This window comes from Kribbella sp. CA-293567 (genome assembly GCF_027627575.1).
GTDB lineage: Bacteria > Actinomycetota > Actinomycetes > Propionibacteriales > Kribbellaceae > Kribbella.
Window position 1 is genome coordinate 745,414 of the sequence record NZ_CP114065.1, and the last position, 17,903, is coordinate 763,316.

The following is a 17,903-nucleotide window of genomic DNA, read 5'->3' on the forward strand; positions in this document are numbered from 1 at the left end:
GTCATCGACTCTGAGGAGGGCTGATGGTGCCTTGGGCCGATCACGCGATCTGGTGGCAGGTCTACCCGCTGGGATTCGTCGGCGCCGAGGACGCCGCGCTGCCCACCGGATTCCGGACCGCCCGGCTCGGCCGGCTGGAGAACTGGCTCGACTACCTGGTCGAGCTGGGCTGCAACGGGCTGCTGCTCGGGCCGATCTTCGAGTCCGAGACGCACGGGTACGACACCGTCGACCACTTCCGGATCGACGCGCGGCTGGGTGACTACGAGGACTTCGACTCGTTGGTTGCCGCGGCCAAGCAACGCGGGCTGCGGATTCTCCTGGACGGCGTGTTCAACCACGTCGCCCGGAGCTTCGAGGCACCGCCGGAGTGGTTCCGGTACCGGCCGGACGGGTCGCACGACACCTTCGAGGGCCACCAGCAGCTGGTGGTGCTCAACCACGACGAGCCCGCGGTGCGCGACCACGTGGTCGAGGTGATGTGTCACTGGCTCGACCGGGGGATCGACGGCTGGCGCCTCGACGCGGCGTACGCGGTGGCGCCGGAGTTCTGGCGTGGGGTGCTGTCGCAGGTGCGCGAGCGGTTCCCGGAGGCGTGGTTCTTCGGCGAGCTGATCCATGGCGACTACGCCGGTTACGCGGCGGCCAGCACGCTCGACTCGGTCACGCAGTACGAGCTGTGGAAGGCGATCTGGAGCTCGCTGAACGACCGCAACTTCTTCGAGCTGGCCTATGCGCTGGAGCGGCACCAGCAGCTGGTCGATCCGCTGGTCCCGCAGACCTTCGTCGGCAACCACGACGTGACCCGGATCGCCAGCAAACTGGACGATCCACGCCACTTGGGGCACGCGCTGGCGGTGCTGTTCGCAGTGGCCGGCGTGCCGAGCATCTGGGCCGGCGACGAGCAGGCCATGCGGGGCATCAAGGAGGACAGGGTCGGTGGCGACGACGCGATCCGGCCGGAGTTCCCGGACAAGCCCAGTGACCTGGTCGATCCCGACTGGTCGACGTACCGGCTGCACCAGCAACTCATCGGCGTACGGCGTCGCAATGCGTGGCTGACGCGGTCGCGGACCAAGGTCGCCCATCTCACCAACGAGTCGCTCGCACTCCGGTCAGGTGACGCGCACGGGCAACTGCTGCTCCTGCTGAACGTGGGGGACGAGGCCTACCGCTTCCCGGTGGAAGTGGCAGGCCTCGTCGTCGCCGCTCAGTCGGACCCCGGGCGCCTGCCGGACGACCCGCTGCTGGTGCCGCCGCACAGCTGGCTGGTGCTGGTCAGCGGTTGAGCAGTTCTGGCTGCGACCGATCTGGACGGCGGTCAACTGGTTGGTCGCGGGCGCGGGGCGGTGCGAGTCGACTCAGTCGGTCTGGGTGACCTTGCGGAGGCCGCGGGGGGCGTCGGGGTCGAGGCCGAGCTTGCGGGCCAGTGCTTCGATCGCGCGCTGGGCCGGGATGACCAGGGCCAGCGGGGCGAGCGTCTCGGGCAGGTCCGGGCCGGCCAGGTTGACGTCGCAGCGGGAGGCGAAGGTGGCGTCGCCGCCGATGCCGAGGATCTTGCTGCCCTTCTCGCGGACGATCGAGGCGAGCTCGGTCATGCCCGGCAGGGCGGGGCCTTCGCCGGCCGCGACCAGAATGGTGACCAGGTCGGAGTCGACGACCGCGATCGGGCCGTGCTTGAGGTCGGCGTACGAGAGACCGCGAACCGGCTGCAGGCAGGTCTCCTCCAGCTTGAGGGCGACCTCCAGCGTCGTACCGAAGGTGAGGCCGCGGCCGCTGGACAGGACGTCGTGGGCGCCGGCGAGCAGTTCGGCGGCGGCGTCGACGGAGCCTTCGAGCATTTTGGCGGCCGCGTCGGGTACACGGGCGATGTCGGCGTCGAGAGTGCCCGGCTTCTGGGCCAGCGCGTCCACCGCGACGGTGATGGCGGCGAGCTGGGTGGTGTAGGTCTTGGTCGCCGGGACGGCCAGTTCCTTGCCCGCCTGGGTGATCAGCGCGACGTCGGCGACCGAGGCCAGCGGGCTGTCGCCGTCGTTGGTGATGCCGACGATGGCAGCGCCGTTGCGCTTGGCCCACTCGGCGGTGTCGACGATCTCCTGGGTGGCGCCGGACTGGCTGACCGCGACCACGAGCGAGTTCGACAGGTCGAGGTTGGCGCCGTACAGGGTGGCGACCGACGGCGCGGCCAGCGAGGCCTGCCGGCCGGCGTGGATCTCGGTCAGGTAGCGGCCGTAGACGCCGGCGTTGTCGGACGAGCCGCGGGCGACGAAGATCACGTGCCGGCGGCCGGCGGCCAGGCGGGTGATCTCGTGCCGCAGCGGCAACACGTGCTCGAACGTCGCGGCCAGCGCCGCGGGTTGTTCGGCGATCTCGCGGGCCATCTGGGTGGCGGGAGCGGGGACGGGCGTTGACACCACGACGATCACTGGTCCTATCTGGTCTTAACAGGTATGCTGTGACGATAGCAGTGAGCGGTCGACCGGGGCACCCCCGCGTTCCGCCCAGGTCTGGAGGATCGAGTTTCGATGGTGGCGACCAAGCGGGCCCAGGTCCGATCGGTGCTGGAACGGCTGATCGACGTCGAGCTGCACCCCGGTGACCCGATCCCGTCCGAGCGGGCCCTGGTGGACAAGCTGAACGTCTCCCGGGTGACCGTCCGGCAGGCGATCAGCGACCTGGTCGAGTCCGGCGCGCTGGAACGCGTGCACGGCAAGGGCACCTTCGTCACCGGTCCCCAGGTCGACTCCCAGCTGCACCTGACCTCGTTCTCCCGGGAGATGCGCGCCCGCGGTCTGGAGCCCGGCACGGTGGTCCTGTCGGCCACCGAGATCGAGGCCTCCGACGAGACCGCGAAGGGTCTGCGGATGCCGAAGGGCACCAAGGTGATCCGGGTCGAGCGGCTCCGGACCGCCGACGCGTCGCCGATGGCCTACGAGGTCGGCTACTACCCGTCCGCGCTGTTCCCCGGCCTGCTCGGCCGCGAGCTCGGCACCCTGTACGACGTCTTCGCCAGCGAGTACGACGTCGTCGTCACCTCGGGTGAGCAGACCGTCCGGGCGGACAACGCCGACGGTCACGTGGCCCGGGTGCTCGGCGTGGCCCGGCGGGCACCCCTGCTGGTCCTCGAGCGCACCACCTTCGCCGGCCGCAAGGTGGTCGAGCTGTCCTGGTCGGCGTACCGTGCCGATCGCTACCGGCTGCACATGGCCCTGACACCGCGGGGCCCACGCTCCGGGTCGGCTTGAAGTAGCCGGCCCGACTCAGCCGCCTGACCGAGCGGACCAGTACCTCAACTGGATCGGTCCTGTTCACAACTGGTCTGTTCTCCTGCTGTTCGCTCCCCGGTTACCTGACCGGCTCAGCAGGCGGGCCGCCGCGCACGACGAGGTGCCCGGTGGCGATACTGGAGCTCAACCCACATGGAACTTTGCTGTGAGGAGTACCGCGAGACATGCCTATTGCCACCCCTGAGGTCTACGCCGAGATGCTGGACAAGGCGAAGCAGAACGCCTTTGCCTACCCGGCGATCAACGTCAGCTCGTCGCAGACGCTGACCGCCGCGATCCGTGGTTTCGCCGAGGCGGGCTCGGACGGCATCGTCCAGGTCTCCACCGGCGGTGCGGAGTACCTGTCCGGCTCGACCGTGAAGAACATGGTCACCGGTTCGGTCGCGCTGGCGGCGTACGCGCACGAGGTCGCCAAGAACTACAACGTGAACATCGCGCTGCACACCGACCACTGCCCCAAGGACAAGCTGGACGGCTTCGTCCGGCCGCTGCTGGAGATCTCCGCCGAGCGCGTCGCGCGGGGTGAGAACCCGCTGTTCCAGTCGCACATGTGGGACGGCTCCGCGGTGCCGCTGGACGAGAACCTGGAGATCGCCAAGGAGCTGCTGGCCCGCGCCGCGGCGGCGAAGATCGTGCTGGAGATCGAGGTGGGGGTCGTCGGCGGTGAGGAGGACGGCGTCGCCAACGAGATCAACGACAAGCTCTACACCACCGTCGAGGACGGCCTGGCCACGGTCGAGGCGCTCGGCACCGGCGAGCACGGCCGCTACCTGACCGCGCTCACCTTCGGCAACGTGCACGGCGTCTACAAGCCTGGCTCGGTCAAGCTGCGCCCGGAGATCCTGAAGGAGATCCAGGACGCGGTCGGCGCCAAGGTCGGCAAGGAGCGCCCGTTCGACCTGGTCTTCCACGGCGGCTCGGGCTCCACGCTCGAGGAGATCCGCGCCGCGGTCGACCACGGTGTGATCAAGATGAACGTCGACACCGACACGCAGTACGCGTTCAGCCGTCCGGTGGCCGGCCACATGCTCGCGAACTACGAGGGTGTGCTGAAGATCGACGGCGAGGTCGGCAACAAGAAGCAGTACGACCCCCGCGCCTGGGGCAAGGCGGCCGAGGCCGGCATGGCTCAGCGCGTCGCCGAGGCCTGCGAGAACCTGCGCTCCACCGGCACCTCGCTGCTCGCCTGATCCACCGCACCTGCACGACCCGCTGTTCCGGAAGGGCTCGCCGTCTGGCGGGCCCTTCCGTCGTTTGTCCGCCCTGAGCCAGCCGGCGATCGACCGGACACAGGACATCGAAGTGGCCGATCATTTTGATCGACAATGATCGCTTTTCTCGATCTCTCTCCTTCCCTACGGTCGAAAGCATGAAGCCGCTCAAGTACGCCGTCTGGGTTCCGCTGTTCGACGACCTGGCCGACCCACGGTTCATCGCGCAACTGGCCGCCAGTGCGGAGACGGCGGGCTGGGACGCGCTGTTCGTCTGGGACCACGTGCGCTGGCGGCAACCCGTCCGCGCGATTGCCGACCCGTGGATCACGCTGACCGCCGCCGCCATGGTGACCGAGAAGCTGCGGCTGGGGCCGATGGTGACGCCGCTGGCCCGGCGCCGTCCGGCCATCGTCGCCCGGCAGACCGCTTCCCTCGATGTCCTGAGCAACGGCCGGCTGACCCTCGGGGTCGGGATCGGCGGCGATCGGTTCGGTGAGGAGTTCAGCCGGTTCGGCGACGAGGTCGACGACCGTTTGCGCGCCGAGATGACCGATGAGAGCCTGGCCGTCCTGCGATCGGCGTGGTCGGGGCAACCCGTCCGGCATCGCGGTGCTCACTACACGGTCGACGAGGTCGAGTTTCTGCCTCGCCCGGTCCAGGACGGCGGCATCCCGATCTGGATCGCCGGTTTCCCGGGCAACCTCCGCCCACGTCGCCGCGCGGCCCGCTACGACGGGTTCTTCCCGGTCAACCTGACCCACCCCCGACCAGTTGGCTGAGGCGGTCGCGGGCGTGCAGGAACTCCGTGAGGACCCCGCCGCGCCGTACGACTTCGCAGTTGCTCTGCCGGCCGGGACCGATCCGAGACCGTATGCGGAGGCGGGTGCGACCTGGTCGCTGACCGACTTCGAACCGGTTGGTCTCAAGCGCGACGTGGTCGAGGCGGTAGTTGCTCAAGGCCCCTTCCGCTGACTTCTGGGCCCTGTCGGCATTGGGCTTTTGAGCTCGAGGGAAGCCGTCCGCTGGCGGGCTTTCGTCAGCTGGGTTGGTCCGGGGTGGCGGCGGGGAGGTAGCCGGAGGCGTGCTGGAGCGTGGGCTTTCGCCGGGGGCGGGCGGGGTCGAACCGGTGGACGCCGGTTCGGCGGATGGCGCGGCTGAAGGTGGCGCGAAGTTGGCCGACCAGTGTGGCGGGGGTGGCGAGGTCCTGCCAGGAGACGAAGCAGTACTCCAACGGCTCGGGTGGGTCGGGGCTGGTGAGGGTGCCGAACAGGCGCTCGGCGGCTTCGGTGAGGTAGTCGTCGTCGGATTCCGCGCAAGAGAAGGGGAAGCGCGGCTCGAACTCGACGACGGTGCGTTCGTCGGGGAACCAGAGGGCGGCGGCGAGGTCCATGGAGTGCTCCTCGGTGAGGGGTGGCGGTAGGGAGGAAGGCGCGGGGAGGGCTGCTTCGGTGAGGATCAGCCGAAGTCGGGACTCGGCTACGGACGCCGATTCGCTGCAGGCCAAGGCGAAGATCTGGTGGGCACGAGCGGAGTCGAAGGCTGATTGATAATCAGCGTCAGACGAGGCTCCGAGATGGATAGGCAGAGCGTCGAGCTGGGTAGGCGAGGTGGCGTGTTCAGTGGGTGGAGCGACGCGGTGGGGCGGGATCGCGCGTTGGGCAGTTGGAGTGGCGAGTTGGCTGGCTGCTCGTTTGAGAGTGGCGGGGGTTACCAGGCCGGCGTACAGGGCGGCTTCGGTGAGGGCTACGGCAGGGGCCAGGGGGCAGGTTGCGGCTACCTCGGCGACTGCTCGGGCGGGGGTGACCAGGCGGAGGTTGTTCCAGAGGGTGATGCCGGGGCCTAGGGGATCACGGATGTGACGGTGGATGCCGTCGGAGGACGGGCCGAGGTGCCGGGCGGTGACGTGCACTGTGGTGAGGTCCAGGCCCCACAGTGGGAGGCCGTGCAGGGCTGCCGCCGATTGGTGGCTGGCGATCAGGCCGGACTCGCCGCGGCGTAGGACCTGGTAGAGCCGGCGGAGGTGAAGCATCTGGTCGTCGACCAGGGTGAGGGTCTGCTGGGGTGCATAGGTGCCCGGCCGGATCCGGCGCCAGCCGCCGGTGTCCAGCAGGGAGTCGATGTCGGGGTCGGGGTAGCCACACGCGCGCGCATCGGCCCGCGTGAAGACGCCCCCACGGATCTGGCTCATCACGCTGAGTTGTGGGTTCACACCAGAGAAGATGCACCGATTCGCCGGGCCCGGCCGGGATCAGTTCAAGGCTGTGGACAGCGCCCCGGAAAGAGGGCATAAAAATAGCCCGTCATAGATGTATGACGAGCTCGGCGCGGGTCGGCACCCACGGTTGCCACAGCAGCGGCATGTTGGCCTCGGACGGCGTCCGGTTGCCTTTGCGCTCGTTGCACGAGGCATGGGCGGCGACCGCGTTCATCCACTCCGTCCGGCCGCCTCTGGACCTCGGTTGGACGTGATCCATCGTGTTGGCGTTGGCCAGTCCGCAGTAGGCGCAGTGGAACCTGTCGCGCCGCAGTACGCCGTGCTTGCTGTACTTCATCCGGCCGGCCGCATACCGCCAGTGGGTGACCACGTAGCGGACCAGGCGGAGCACCCTTGGCACCGGAAAGGGACCGATGGTCCGTTCGCCGTGCGCCTCTTCGACCACCGCGACCTCGCGGACCAGCATCCGGATGGCGTGCTGGATCGACACGGTGTGCAGGGGCTCGTAGGACGCGTTCAGGACGATGACGCTCATCGGTGCCTCCAACTGGGCCGTAGCTGGGAACCACGGCGGTCTCGACGCAAGATCTCAAGCATCCGTGGCCGTCCGGTGAACGGTCAACGGATTTCGCCAGACGGTCACGTGCCGGTACGGCTTCGTGATCGGCGAAGATGGGGCCTATGGAATTGAACAATCTGCTGTCAGGTCCTCCCGAGACACTACTCCCCGTCGACCCCGCCGCGGCGGAACTCGCCGCCGGGGCCGCTGCGGTGGACATCGCGGCCAAGCGCCCCACCTCTTCGCTGGCCTGGTCGGTGCTCGCCGAGACGGCCCTCGCCGAGGGCAACACGATCGAGGCCTACGCCTACGCCCGGACCGGCTACCACCGCGGTCTCGACCTGCTCCGCCGCAACGGCTGGAAGGGCCACGGGCCGGTCCCGTGGGAGCACGAGCCGAACCGCGGTTTCCTGCGCTGCCTGGCCGTTCTCGGCAAGGCCGCCGCGATCATCGACGAGAAGGACGAAGCCGAGCGCTGCTCGACGTTCCTGCGTGACTCGTCCGCCACGGCGGCCGACGTACTGGCCTGACCGACTGCATGCCTAACCAGTTGTAGGGGTCGGCGCCGGCGGGACATGATCCGCCGGTGACCAGCTCCTATGCACAACTCGGCTTCCGCGTCGGCTTCGACTGGGGACCCGTCGGCGCCGCTGCCGTTCCCGGCAGCCTCGTGGCGGTGGTGGACGTCTTGTCCTTCACCACCGCCGTCACGGTCGCTGTGGACCTCGGCATCGACGTGTATCCCTACCGATGGCGAGACGAGACCGCCATCCCGTACGCCGAACAACTCGACGCGGTCCTCGCGGTCGGCCGATCTCAGCCAGGTGTCACTCTCTCGCCGGCCTCGATCCGGCAGGCGAAAGGCGTACGGCGGCTGGTGCTCCCGTCTCCCAACGGCTCGACCATCTCGCAGCAGCTCAGCGACAGCGGTTCGACGGTACTGGCCGTCTCGCTGCGCAACAGGCTGGCTGCAGCCGACTGGGTGGCTCGCAAGCTGGCCGACGACCCCTCACTGACCGTGGTGGCTGTTGCCGCCGGTGAAAGGTGGAGTGACGGGTCTCTGCGTCCGGCCGTCGAAGACCTGTGGGGCGCTGGTGGGCTGCTGACCGCATTGGTCGACCGCGGGGTGGGTCCGCTCTCCCCGGAGGCCCGAGCCGCCGCAGCGGCGTACAGGGAGGTGGCTGGAGAGCTTCCCGAGCTGCTGCACGAGTGTGCCGGCGGAAGGGAGCTGACGGCGTACGGATTCGCCGACGATGTGACCGTAGCGGGCGAGGTGGACATAAGTGGGCTCGTCCCGGTGTTGCAAGGCGGTAGAATCAACGAGTCATCGAAACCCCCGAGGTTCTGCCCGGTGACATAGCCGGCAGGCGGCGTGCGTCCCCGCTTCCTGCCGAACTTGGACGGTTGTAGGCGGCTCGACGGACCGGCGTAGCAGGACGCCCGCGGTCAGGTCACCGCCCCACCGGGCAGCGGAAGGTACTACCGTGCCGGCACTCACCGGACGGATCCGCACGCCCCAAGCTGCTCCAGTCGAGAGCGGTTACCGCGTCGCACTGCGCACGCCGGGAGCGTTGAAGTTCTACCTGGCCGCGGCGCCGGCCCGGATCGGCATCGCCATGACGGGCCTGGGCATCGTCTGGCTGGTGCACGGCTCAACCGGCTCGTACGCCGTCGCAGGCGCGGTGACCGGCGGTTTCGCCGTCGCCGAAGCCGTCGGTGGACCGCAGGTCGCCCGCCTGATCGACCGCTTCGGGCAGCCCCGGATGCTGCCGATCACCTTGCTGGTCCACACCGCGGCGATCGCGCTGCTGATCGCCTTGACCCTCGCGGCCGCTCCACTCTGGATGCTGGTGCTGGCCGGCGTACTGGCAGGCGCTTCGCTTCCACAGGTCGGCGCCCAGACGGCGGCCCGGTGGTCGTACGCCCTGCGTGGGAGCCCAGTGCTGTCCTCCGCTTTCGCGCTGGAGTCACTTGGCACAGGCCTGGCGTTCCTGGTCGGTCCGGCGTTGGTCGGGACAGTCAGTGCGCTGGTGTCGCCAGTGGCCGGCTCAGTACTCGCCACTGCTCTGGTGGTTGGTGGCGGCCTGTCCCTTGCCATGCAACGCGGTACTGCGCCGCCGCCGACGGCCGGAGTACGCAGTGAAGGATCAGAAAGCCTTCTGCGCAAGGGGTTCCTGGCTCTCGTCGGAACCAATATCGGCGTCGGTCTGTTCTTCGGCACCATGCAGGTGTCGGTGACTGCCTTCGCCGTCGGAAGAGGCGCCGAGTCGCTGGCCGGTCCGCTCTACAGCATCACCAGCTTGATCAGCCTGGTTGCCGGAGTGGCCTACGGAGCAAAACGCTGGCGTACGGCGGTCACCAAGCAGTTCGTGATCGCCATGACCGTGTTGTTCGTCACCAGCTTGCCGCTGCTGCTGGTGGACAGTCCGCTGGCTTTGGCCTTGGCGCTGGCTCTTCCGGGTCTTGCGCTGGCTCCGATCCAGGTGCTGTCGTCGGTACTCGCAGAGTCGAAGGTCGAGCCCGCGGTACTGACGCAGGCCTTCACCTGGTTGAACTCCGGCAGTGCCGCCGGCATCGCGATGGGTGCTGCCGTGGCTGGTCATGCAGTGGACGCCCAAGGTCCTCAGTTGGGCTTCGCTCTGGCCGTGCTCGCCACCTTGGTCGCCACAGCGATGGCGGTCGTGGTCCGTCAGCGGTAGGTGACCTGGGCCTCGGCGGCGGCCCGGGTGGCGTACTCGGCCGGGGTCAGGCCGATCTGCTCCTTGAACTCGTGCGAGAAGTGCGCTTGGTCGAAGTAGCCGAGCGCCGTGGAGAGGTCGGCCAGTTCGGTGGCTTCGCCGCGGGCCAGCAGGTCGGCGCCGTCGTGCAGGCGGTAGCGGCGCAGTACCCACTTCGGGCCGACGCCGACGTACCGGCGGAAGAGGCGCTGGAGCTTGCGGATGGGCAGGTCGAAGGCGTCGGTGACCTGGTCGACCCGGGTCAGCGTGCGGTCCTGGCTCATCGCGGCGATCACCGCGCGGACCAGGTCGTACTGCGGGTCGGCCGCCACCAGGCGCTCGGTCATGAACGCCTCGAAGGCCGCGCGCCGGCGAAGGTCGTCGGCCTCGGCGAAGATCAGGTCGGCCAGCCGGCCGGCGTCGCCGAACACCTCGCCCAGCGGTTTCACCTGGTCCCGGAACGTGGCGACGTCCAGCCCGGTCACCGCCCCGAACCCGCCGGCCCAGAACTTCACCCCGAAGACACGGCCCCGGCCGGTCAGTTCGCGCTCGAACTTGCGCGTGCAGACCCCGTTGACGAACGCGCCGCCCGGCTGCTCGAACGTCACGTTCACGCTCGGAAAAGGCAGCACCTCGGCCACGTACGGCGCCTGCAGGTCCCACTCGACGATCCAGTACCACTCCACGAACCGGTCGATCCCCGGCCCGGGCGCGAGCCGGCTCAGGCGGCGGTGCCGGGCCTGCTCCCGCGGGTGCAGGATGCCCTTCTCGTCGTCGGGTGGCATCGTCAAAGTGGCTGTCGCTTTCTTACAAGACCGGTCGGTACGGCGTCGCGAAGACTGCTGCGCATGACGACGAACACGGTAAACCCCATCCCTCCCGGCTATCACTCGCTCACCCCCTACCTGGCCGTCTCCGACGGCCCGAAGGCGCTCGAGTTCTACACCGAGGTGTTCGGCGCCGAGGTGGTCAGCCGGCAGGACCTGTCCGACGGCCGGCTCGGTCAGGCCGAGCTGAGGTTCGGCGACTCGATGCTGCAGCTGAGCAACGAGATGCCGCAGATCGGGCTGCGGGCCCCGGCCGGCGACTGGGTGCACTCGTCGCTGGTGCACTACGTGCCGGACGTGGACGCCACCTTCGCGAAGGCGATCGAGGCCGGCGCCAGGCAGGTCGAGGCGGTCCAGACCTTCGTGACCGGTGACCGGTACGGCACGGTGATCGATCCGTTCGGGCACCGCTGGGCGATCCTGACCAAGGTCGAGGACGTCTCGCCGGCGGAGGCGGACCGGCGGGTCAAGGAGTGGCTGGCGTCGAATCCGGAGGGACTGGACGCGGACTGATCGGCGCCGGGCAACCAGTGTCGGCGAAGCCGAGGGGGCGCTGGGCAAGGACTCCGGCGCCGCTGACGACGGCCGCAAAAGCCTTGTGGGCATGAGGAAAGCGGCCCGCCGGAACCGTCCCCTGCGGCAGTTTCGGCGGGCCGCTGACTAAGAGTGTGCACGTGATCACCGAAAATGGCAACCCGTCGTGATGAATTGCGCGCTCGGTGTCACGTGTTGGCTCCCCGGACACCGAACTACGTGGTAATGCGCAGTTCCGGTAGGCTTTGGTCGCAAGAGCCTGGACGCGGCGCCGAAGCGAAGTTTCGGTGAACGTGCCCGGGCTTCACCCGTTCTGAAGCCGGAACAGCTAGCGGCCGGCCCGCGCACGGCGACGAAGCCGTCGCGGCCGACGCGTGAAGAGGAGGGCTGAGATGCCCGCAATCGTGCTCGTCGGCGCCCAGTGGGGCGATGAGGGCAAAGGCAAGGCCACCGATCTGCTCGGCAACACCGGAGCCACGATCGACTATGTGGTGAAGTTCAACGGCGGGAACAACGCCGGTCACACGGTCGTGATCGGGGACGAGAAGTACGCCCTGCACCTGCTCCCCAGCGGCATCCTGACCCCGGGCGTGACCCCGGTGATCGGCAACGGGGTGGTGGTCGACCTCAGCGTGCTGTTCGAGGAGCTCGACGCGCTGCAGACCCGTGGGGTCGACACCTCCCGGCTGGTGATCAGCGCCAACGCGCACCTGATCCCGCCGTACAACCGGACCCTGGACAAGGTCGCCGAGCGCTTCCTCGGCAGCCGCAAGATCGGTACCACCGGCCGGGGCATCGGCCCGACGTACGCGGACAAGATGAACCGGATCGGTATCCGGGTCCAGGACCTGTACGACGAGAAGATCCTCGAGCAGAAGGTGGCCGGCGCGCTGGAGCAGAAGAACCAGCTGCTGGTGAAGGTCTACAACCGCCGCGCGGTCGAGATCGCCGAGGTGATGGAGGAGCTGCTCGCGTACGCCGAGCGCCTGCGCCCGATGGTCGCGGACACCCCGCTGCTGCTCGGCCGCGCTCTGGACGAGGGCAAGACGGTGCTGATGGAGGCCGGCCAGGCGACCCTGCTGGACGTCGACCACGGCACCTACCCGTTCGTCACCTCCTCCAACGCGATCTCCGCCGGTGCCTGCACCGGCTCCGGCATCCCGCCGACCCGGATCGACCGCGTGATGGCCGTCGTCAAGGCGTACACCACCCGCGTCGGCGAGGGGCCGTTCCCGACCGAGCTGCTGAACGCCGACGGTGAGTGGCTGCGCCAGCAGGGCTTCGAGTTCGGTACGACGACCGGCCGCCCGCGCCGCTGCGGCTGGTACGACGCCGTCATCGCCCGGTACGCCGCCCGCGTCAACGGCGTTACCGACTTCGTCCTGACCAAGCTGGACACGCTCACCGGCCGGGAGAAGATCCCGGTCTGCGTCGCCTACGACGTGAATGGCGTGCGTCACGACGAGATGCCGATGACGCAGACCGACTTCCATCACGCGACGCCGGTCTACGAGGAGTTCGACGGCTGGAACGACGACATCACCGGCTGCCGGAGCTTCGAGGACCTGCCGAAGAACGCGCAGACCTACGTGAAGGCGGTCGAGGCGCTCAGCGGCGCCCCGATCTCCGCGGTCGGCGTCGGCCCGGAGCGCTCCCAGATGGTGATTCTGGACGACCGGTTCTGATCCGTTCCACCCCGCGACCCCAGCCCGTCGGTGCCCTGCCGATCGGCTGGGGTTCGTGCTTCCGGCTCAGTTGCCGACCAGGGGCAGGTCGCTGATGATCGGCCAGTGCCGGATGTCGCCGAGCCCTGGCCGCTGCGGCAGCTCCGGCTTGCTGATCGGTTCGCGCGCCCAGGCTGCGCCACCGCCGGTGGCCGCGCTGTGGAAGGTGAGCGCGGCGGCGCCGAGCAGGAGGGCCGCGACCAGCAGACTCAGCCAGGCAGGCCGGAAAGTCTTGCGCAGGGTGATTTTGGTGCCGCGGCGCAGCGAGGTGCCACCGGGACCCCACCAGGCGGTGAACAGACCGGCGACACCTCCGATGCCGAAGCCGAGCGCGGACAGCGGGGTCCAGTCGAGGCCGCGGGAGTTGGCGGCGCCGGCCGTGATGACGCCGCCGACGATGAAGCCCATGAGGACGGGCAGGATCAGGCAGAACAGCGTGATCAGAGTGGCCGCGATCAGGTGCATCGGGCTGGCGACGACGGCGACCAGGCCGTCGGACTTGCCGCGGCCACCGCGGACCTGACGACGCCGCATCAGCGCGGTGCTGCCGCGGTCGACAGTGCGGGCGAGGGCGATCAGCAGCGCGGCGACGAGGACGCCGAAGCCGGGCGTCAGAGCGATCAAGCCGCCGAGCGCGAGCATGAGTGCAACCACCAGCACCGACCGAGCCACCTGCTGGTCAGCCGACGGGGGAGTGTCGGCGCGCGCCACCGGCTCATGGCTCTGCCGCCTCGCCACCTCGGTCCCACGCTGGGGTTGCTGGTACTGCGGCTGCTGAGACTGGCCGTACTGCGGCTGTGGCTGGTACTGCTGAACAGCCGGCTGGTACTGCTGGTACTGGGGTTGGTACTGCGGTTGGTAGGTCTGTGGCTGATACGCCTGGTAGTTCACCGGCATGCCGGCGGGCGCGGCCGCAGTCGGCGTCGGACTGTAGGTAGCCGGGTGCACAGGAGCTCCGGCACCAGCACCTGCTCCGGCAACGCCCGCCGCGGCGGCGGCTGCCTTCTTCGCCTTCTGCTGAGCGGCGACATCGCGCAGCTTGTCGCGCATCGGGCTGAACGCGGAGAGCGGTGGAATCACCGGCGGGACCAGTTGCGCGACCTCGGCGGGATCATGCTCGTCAGCAGAACCGGCGGCAGCAGCAGCCGCGGCGGCGGCCGCGGCGGCAATAGCCGCGTCTTCCGGCATGACGCGAGTCATCACCGCGGTCGGTGGGTTGAGGAGCACCGTCTTCGGGTTCTCCTCGGTGGGGGTCCGCGGGTCCGGGACCAGCGCGTCGCGGCCTTCGGCATAGCGGTTGAGGCCGGCCATGATCTCGATCTGGGTCGGGCGGTCGCCCTTCTTGGGGGACAACGCGGCGGCCAGGAGCGGCTTGAGGCGCGGGTCGAGGCCGTCCAGATCCGCCTGGCCGCTGTGAACGCGGTGCAGGACGACCTCGAACGGTCCCTTGCCGAACGGGCGCCTGCCGGTGGCGGCGTAGGCCACCGTCGCCGCCCAGCCCCACCAGTCGGCCGACTCGGAGACCATCTCGCCTTCGATGAGCTCCGGCGCGAGGTAGCCCGGCGTACCGATCACGAGGCCGGTCTGGGTCAGGCGCAGGTCGTCGGCGGCCTGGGCGATGCCGAAGTCGATCATCACCGGCTTGCCGTTGAGCATCATCACGTTGCCGGGCTTGAGATCGCGGTGCACGACTCCCACCTGGTGGATCGCCTGCAACGACTCGGCCAGGCAGCCGGCCAGCGGCAGCCAGCGCTGCGGGGTCAGCGGCCCGCGCTCGTCGACGTGCTCGTCCAGTGGGCGACCCGGCACGAACCGGGTCACCAGATACGGCCGGTCACTGTGCAGGTCGTGGTCCAGGATGCCTGCCACTCCTGGGTGGTTCACCTTCTGCAGCGTGGTCGCCTCGCGCTGCAGCCGGGCTCGCGCGGTCGGATCGTGCGCCACGTGGGACCGCAACACCTTGAGTGCTACCTCTTTGTGTTCGGGCCCTTCCGCCAGGTACACGACACCCATGCCGCCCTGCCCGAGCCGCCGGATCAACCGGTACGGCCCGATGTGTTCCTCCAGCACCTCGGTCGGTGCCGAAGGTCGTTCCCCCGCTGCTGACATGGCATCCACCGTACGTCGGGATCAGCCCATCCGCTGGGCCTGGCCGGAGACCTCTCTCCATGACCTCGGACGTAATCGTCCTTCCGCACGTTCCGTCGCAAGCTCGTCTCCTACCAAGGAACGAGGAGATCACCCATGACGCACTATGCGATCGCCAACCTGCGCAACGTCCGCCCGAACGCCGGAATCGTCGAGTACCTCGAACGCATCGACGCCACCCTGGCACCGTTCGGCGGCCACTTCATCGTGCACGGCGGCGAACCCGAGACGATCGAAGGGCAGTGGGACGGCACGCTGATCGTGATCGAGTTCCCGGACCACGAGCGGGCTCGCGGCTGGTACGACTCACCGCAGTACCGCGAGATCCTGCCGCTGCGCACCGAGAACTCCGACGGGGTGGCGGTGCTGCTGGCGGGAGTCGACCGGGATCACCGGGCGACCGACGTCCTCGAGTGAGGAGCCGTCGGGGTGCGGCCGGTGCCTCGGGGCGGAGGGCACCGGCCGCGCGGCGCACTAGCTGATCGGGAGGGTGAAGGCGAGAAGCCCGCTGCCGGTGGCGTTGGTGATCCAGGGGCCCGCGCTGTTGTGGCCTTGGTAGGTGAGAGCAGTCACGCCCGTCGCAGGACCCGACAGGGTGACCACGAGCTTGCCGCCCGCCTGATAGGCCACTGACGTCACGGTGACCGCGGAACCGTCCACCCGGAAGTCGTCAGCAACTCCCGTGTCGACAGTCAGCACGTCAGCCGACCGAAGCTGTACTACGAGCTGCGATCCGCTGGCGGTCACCTTGGACGGGTTGGGCGGCGCTACTCCGGCTGTAGGTCCGCCGTACAGGTCCCTAGCCAGTACGGCGAACGTGTGGTCGCCCAGGTCGCGATAACCACCGAGGTACGCGTAGTGGCAGCCGTCATGGCCCGACAAGCCGTTGGTGGAGAGCACTGTCACCCCGGCGGTGTCGCCGAGATCCCGCTGGGCCTCACGGAGGTTCATGGCCGTCGTGTTGCCGCAGGGCGACGTACGGACCTGGTAGACGTAGTACCGGCTGCCGCCCGGGATGGCAGTGCCGAAGTCGGCTCGCCAGTCCTGCAGCAACGAGGTGAAGCCGCTGATGTGCACCGACGCGTTGTCGCTGTCGGACTCGCCCTGGTACCAGAGCACTCCGCGAACGTGGCCCATCACACCGGCACCCGACAGGCGTTGCCGAAGCCGGCCGTAGTTGGTGTCGAGGTCGTCGGGGTCGGCGTCGTTGCGCTGGAAGAAGTCGATCGGCCGGCCACCGTGGGCGCCGTTGACCAGTGCCACCGGAACCTTGTAGGTGTCCACGATCCGCCGGCCCATCCGGACGGCCCACTGGCCGATCGAGCCGGACTGGTTGGTCACGTCGCCGGTGGCGTAGTGCCAGACCCGGTCGGCACCGGAGATGCTCGCGTCCGAGGTCGGTGAGCCGTAGCTGCGCAAGTACGGCGACTCCTCGCCGTTGGCGGCGCCGTTGTACTTCGCCGCCTCCGCGTTGGACTGCCCCTGCACCACGTAGACGTCACCGGAGACCACGGCTTCCCGCCGGGCCACCACCCGGTCGAAGCCGGGTCCGGTCGCGCGGAGCTCGAACGTGTACTCCTGCAGCCCGGCCTTGATCCTCGGGGTGAACCGGAACGTGCTCGAAGACGAGTTGAACGTCTCCGTGCGCCCGTTGCTGGTCACCCGCAACTGCACCCGGCGTACGCGGGTGTCGGTGATCCGGCCGGCCACCGGCACGGTCGAACCGCCCCTGGAGTCCCTCGGGATCAGCTGCCGGTCCTGGGGAGACTCGGTCAGCGCGACGACCGCAGTACGGACGAAGGCGGTGAAGCGGCGCTGCGAGTAGCGGTTGGCGTTGTTGGCGAAGGTCCAGTCGGGCTGGCCGGACGGGTTCGTGCCGATACCGAGCGAGAGCATGCCGGCGTCCGACTCGGCGAACGTGTTGATCGCGAAGACCTGCTTGGCCGCGAGGCTCGACGGCCGGTCCGCGCCGATCTGGGCGACCTGGAAGGAGCCGTAGCCGAGTGGTGAGGTCGGGTTGTCGTCGACGTCGAAGGTGATCGGCGATGCGTTCGCGACCTGGGTGCTCGCACTTTCCTGGTACTGGTTCGGCCACATCTCCAGGTAGCCGGTCTGGCCGGTCCCGTTCGTCACGCCGGCGACGTTCGACCTGACGTCCAGGTCGCCGACCCGTTGCCGGACGAGTTCACCGGGCCGGGTCGGCAGGCCGATCCGGCCCGCTTCGGCGGAGAAGGGTTCCATCGCGGTCCAGACCCACTGCGGGCCGTCCGGTCCGTCGAGCTCCACGCAGTAGCCGACCCGGTCGAAGTTCGCGCCGATCTCGGCGGTCCGGTCGAGGCTGTACGGCGGCGTCGTGTTCAGGTAGCCGGCCCGCTCGGGCAGGTCCAGCTGCAGGACCGGGACGAAGCCGACGGCAGAGCTGTCACAACTGGTCGCGGCCGCCTGGCCGGAGGCGGTCGCGGCGGCGGGTGTCACCACCGCCTGCAGGGTGGCGGTGGTGGCGATCAGGGTGGTGACGACGGTGACGATCGAGCCGGCGTTGACGCGTCGAGGCATGGGCGGACCTCCATGGGCGGGATGTCTCCACCATGGGTAGCGGTTCGCTCACCCTTCGTGCGAGCCTTCTGCGCCCAGCGGTCCTTTCCCTGCGCCCAGTGGTAGCCGCTCTCACTTTTGCC

At 69.1% G+C, this 17,903-nt stretch carries 17 protein-coding genes; 11 read left to right on the forward strand and 6 right to left on the reverse strand.

Going from position 1 to position 17,903, the window contains the following annotated elements:
* Positions 1-23: 23 nt before the first annotated feature.
* The gene (locus OX958_RS03545; RefSeq protein ID WP_270135687.1) at positions 24-1,289 is read left to right on the forward strand and encodes an alpha-amylase family glycosyl hydrolase; all 1,266 of its coding nucleotides are present in this window, start codon (positions 24-26) and stop codon (positions 1,287-1,289) included.
* 72 nt (positions 1,290-1,361) lie between these two features.
* Here OX958_RS03545 and OX958_RS03550 read toward each other — a convergent pair whose 3' ends face one another.
* On the reverse strand, positions 1,362-2,414 hold the full coding sequence (locus OX958_RS03550) for an SIS domain-containing protein (protein WP_270135689.1): 1,053 nt from the start codon (positions 2,412-2,414) through the stop codon (positions 1,362-1,364).
* Between the two features lie 111 nt (positions 2,415-2,525).
* On the opposite strand from OX958_RS03550, the gene OX958_RS03555 reads away from it, so the two are divergent.
* The 4 genes from OX958_RS03555 to OX958_RS03570 all read left to right on the forward strand — a co-directional run bounded on the left by OX958_RS03555 (position 2,526) and on the right by OX958_RS03570 (position 5,473).
* Positions 2,526-3,245: a GntR family transcriptional regulator gene (locus OX958_RS03555; RefSeq protein WP_270135690.1), complete on the forward strand. Its 720-nt coding sequence runs from the start codon at positions 2,526-2,528 to the stop codon at positions 3,243-3,245.
* Positions 3,246-3,451: 206 nt separating this feature from the next.
* Entirely contained in the window at positions 3,452-4,477 is a 1,026-nt protein-coding gene (gene fbaA / locus OX958_RS03560) for a class II fructose-bisphosphate aldolase (RefSeq protein WP_270135691.1), read from the forward strand.
* Positions 4,478-4,656: 179 nt separating this feature from the next.
* Entirely contained in the window at positions 4,657-5,280 is a 624-nt protein-coding gene (locus tag OX958_RS03565) for an LLM class flavin-dependent oxidoreductase (RefSeq protein WP_270135692.1), read from the forward strand.
* Positions 5,273-5,473 carry a hypothetical protein gene (locus OX958_RS03570; RefSeq protein WP_270135693.1) on the forward strand — a complete coding sequence of 67 codons (201 nt, stop codon included), beginning with the start codon at positions 5,273-5,275 and terminating at the stop codon, positions 5,471-5,473. The genes OX958_RS03565 and OX958_RS03570 overlap by 8 nt, the downstream gene beginning before the upstream one ends.
* A gap of 64 nt (positions 5,474-5,537) precedes the next feature.
* On the opposite strand, the gene OX958_RS03575 is transcribed toward OX958_RS03570, so the two are convergent.
* On the reverse strand, positions 5,538-6,710 hold the full coding sequence (locus tag OX958_RS03575; protein ID WP_270135694.1) for a type IV toxin-antitoxin system AbiEi family antitoxin domain-containing protein: 1,173 nt from the start codon (positions 6,708-6,710) through the stop codon (positions 5,538-5,540).
* Positions 6,711-6,801: 91 nt separating this feature from the next.
* Positions 6,802-7,251 (reverse strand): HNH endonuclease, encoded by a 450-nt coding sequence (locus tag OX958_RS03580; protein ID WP_270135695.1) that lies wholly within the window; start codon positions 7,249-7,251, stop codon positions 6,802-6,804.
* A 146-nt stretch (positions 7,252-7,397) separates the two neighbouring features.
* On the opposite strand from OX958_RS03580, the gene OX958_RS03585 reads away from it, so the two are divergent.
* The 3 genes from OX958_RS03585 (at position 7,398) to OX958_RS03595 (ending at position 9,974) form a co-directional block, all read left to right on the forward strand.
* Positions 7,398-7,805: a DUF3151 domain-containing protein gene (locus tag OX958_RS03585; protein ID WP_270135697.1), complete on the forward strand. Its 408-nt coding sequence runs from the start codon at positions 7,398-7,400 to the stop codon at positions 7,803-7,805.
* A 56-nt stretch (positions 7,806-7,861) separates the two neighbouring features.
* Positions 7,862-8,635, forward strand: a complete 774-nt coding sequence (locus OX958_RS03590) for a 2-phosphosulfolactate phosphatase (RefSeq protein ID WP_270135698.1) — start codon at positions 7,862-7,864, stop codon at positions 8,633-8,635.
* A gap of 124 nt (positions 8,636-8,759) precedes the next feature.
* Complete coding sequence (locus OX958_RS03595) at positions 8,760-9,974, forward strand: MFS transporter (protein WP_270135700.1); 1,215 nt, start codon at positions 8,760-8,762, stop codon at positions 9,972-9,974.
* Here the strand turns inward: OX958_RS03595 and OX958_RS03600 are convergent.
* A complete protein-coding gene (locus tag OX958_RS03600; RefSeq protein WP_270135701.1) occupies positions 9,965-10,777 on the reverse strand; it encodes an AraC family transcriptional regulator in 813 nt (270 codons plus the stop codon). The two genes, OX958_RS03595 and OX958_RS03600, sit on opposite strands and share 10 nt — an antisense overlap.
* Positions 10,778-10,840: 63 nt before the next feature.
* Here OX958_RS03600 and OX958_RS03605 point away from each other — a divergent pair, with 63 nt between their 5' ends.
* Together OX958_RS03605 and OX958_RS03610 are read left to right on the forward strand one after the other, a co-directional pair.
* The gene (locus tag OX958_RS03605) at positions 10,841-11,332 is read left to right on the forward strand and encodes a VOC family protein (RefSeq protein WP_270135702.1); all 492 of its coding nucleotides are present in this window, start codon (positions 10,841-10,843) and stop codon (positions 11,330-11,332) included.
* Between the two features lie 413 nt (positions 11,333-11,745).
* Positions 11,746-13,038 carry an adenylosuccinate synthase gene (locus OX958_RS03610; protein ID WP_270135704.1) on the forward strand — a complete coding sequence of 431 codons (1,293 nt, stop codon included), beginning with the start codon at positions 11,746-11,748 and terminating at the stop codon, positions 13,036-13,038.
* Between the two features lie 66 nt (positions 13,039-13,104).
* Here OX958_RS03610 and OX958_RS03615 read toward each other — a convergent pair whose 3' ends face one another.
* A complete protein-coding gene (locus tag OX958_RS03615; protein WP_270135705.1) occupies positions 13,105-15,186 on the reverse strand; it encodes a serine/threonine-protein kinase in 2,082 nt (693 codons plus the stop codon).
* Between the two features lie 135 nt (positions 15,187-15,321).
* On the opposite strand from OX958_RS03615, the gene OX958_RS03620 reads away from it, so the two are divergent.
* Positions 15,322-15,642 carry a DUF1330 domain-containing protein gene (locus tag OX958_RS03620; protein WP_270135706.1) on the forward strand — a complete coding sequence of 107 codons (321 nt, stop codon included), beginning with the start codon at positions 15,322-15,324 and terminating at the stop codon, positions 15,640-15,642.
* Positions 15,643-15,699: 57 nt separating this feature from the next.
* Here the strand turns inward: OX958_RS03620 and OX958_RS03625 are convergent, their stop codons facing one another.
* The gene (locus OX958_RS03625) at positions 15,700-17,781 is read right to left on the reverse strand and encodes a sialate O-acetylesterase (RefSeq protein ID WP_270135707.1); all 2,082 of its coding nucleotides are present in this window, start codon (positions 17,779-17,781) and stop codon (positions 15,700-15,702) included.
* Positions 17,782-17,903 lie beyond the last annotated feature (122 nt).